Below are 1,392 nucleotides of genomic sequence, written 5' to 3'. Positions count from 1 at the left end.
CAACCTCAAGGGCGGTTATGAAGTCTGCCGACATTTTCTCAAAGGCCACCGCAAAATATTTGGTCCCGCAATCATGCCCAATGTTTGTTTCTGACTCATCATCAGTTTTAACAACGTAGCCTTTATAGTGAGGGGTGCGGCAACTTGATAGGCCACAGCTAACTTTTTTGTTTAGCTCATAATAACCTATTATTTTATCTAGTTTTTTATTTAATGCATTGAGGTTTGGAAGATAGTTTTCTCTGGAAACTATTTTTTCCCAGTCATCAACCTCTACGAAGTTTTCATCATCCAAAAGATAAATCATATAACCTCCTGATGTTTGTGGCTTTCATCCTATCACTTGAGTTCACACAAAGTATGCTGCTGAAAAGCATATATTTGCGTCATTTGATTTAATTCACAGTTCCAATTCAATCTATTGGCCGCTCGTTGGGCGGCTTTTTTATTTCACACACCGCACCCGCAACCAGCGAGGTGAGAGACCATGAGAATGAATGACCAGACGTCTAATGCTGTTACACAGCTTTTTGCCTGGATAGCGGCGTTTGCGTCGGCGGTAGGCATCACGACTCAGGATGTCGTTTACATGATATTTGGGCTGGTGGGCGTCATTGTTTCTCTGGCTTCATTCTTCTCCGGCCGGGTTGATGCCAGGAGGATCAGGAAAGAGGAAGAGAAGCGGACCAGATTGCTTGAAAAATATTTCGAGGATATCCATCAGCTCCCGCCAGAACAGCGCCCATCAAGCGCTCAAGTCGTTACTGACACGATGAACAGGATAAGCGCTAATGCAAAATAAAAAGGTTGGGGTGGCCGGTGCTATCTGCTCAGTTGGTGCAATCATCGCCATTATTCTGGGCAGCGGAAACGTCAGGACGAATCAGCGTGGTCTGGAATTAATCGGCAACGCCGAGTCCTGCCGCCGTGATCCGTATGTCTGCCCGGCTGGCGTGATTACTGACGGCATCGGCAACACACACGACGTGAAGCCCGGTACGCGAAAGACTGATGAGCAAATAGCAGCGGACTGGGAAAAGAACATCCTTAGCGCCGAGCGCTGCGTGAATAGCTACGGCAACGGGAAAAAGCTTTCAGACAACACGTTCTCTGCGGTCACTTCGATCACGTTTAACGTGGGCTGTGGCGCTATGCAGAAATCTACGTTGTTCCTGCTGCTGCGCAGCGGGCAGGTTGCTCAGGCCTGTGAGCAATTCCCGAGGTGGGTATACGGCGGCGGCGTTAAGCTTCCCGGCCTGGTCACTCGCCGCGGCGCAGAGAAGCAACTCTGCATGGATGGCTTATGACAACCGGCTATCGAGTGCTTTTTCTCGTGTTTGTGGTTTGCCTGGCTGGTGGCCTTATCTGGTCGGCAAATCACTACCACGGCAA

The 1,392-nt window shown here is 49.1% G+C and carries 2 protein-coding genes and 1 pseudogene; 2 read left to right on the top strand and 1 reads right to left on the bottom strand.

Annotation, left to right across the window (positions count from 1 at the left end; all coding sequences use genetic code 11):
* A pseudogene (locus HX778_RS24855) lies at positions 1-307 on the bottom strand (hypothetical protein); the annotation flags it as partial.
* Between the two features lie 180 nt (positions 308-487).
* Between HX778_RS24855 and HX778_RS24850 the strand changes: the two are divergent.
* Both HX778_RS24850 and HX778_RS24845 read left to right on the top strand, forming a co-directional pair.
* Positions 488-802, top strand: coding sequence for a hypothetical protein (locus HX778_RS24850; RefSeq protein WP_176983351.1), 315 nt, complete (start codon positions 488-490; stop codon positions 800-802).
* Positions 792-1,307: a lysozyme gene (locus tag HX778_RS24845; RefSeq protein ID WP_176983350.1), complete on the top strand. Its 516-nt coding sequence runs from the start codon at positions 792-794 to the stop codon at positions 1,305-1,307. The genes HX778_RS24850 and HX778_RS24845 overlap by 11 nt, the downstream gene beginning before the upstream one ends.
* The last annotated feature ends 85 nt before the right edge of the window (positions 1,308-1,392 follow it).

The sequence above is a fragment of the Cedecea sp. P7760 genome, from assembly GCF_013386425.1.
Taxonomy (GTDB): domain Bacteria; phylum Pseudomonadota; class Gammaproteobacteria; order Enterobacterales; family Enterobacteriaceae; genus Cedecea; species Cedecea selenatireducens.
The sequence above is the reverse complement of the archived record's forward strand: the minus strand, read 5'-3'. Positions and strand labels throughout refer to the sequence as shown.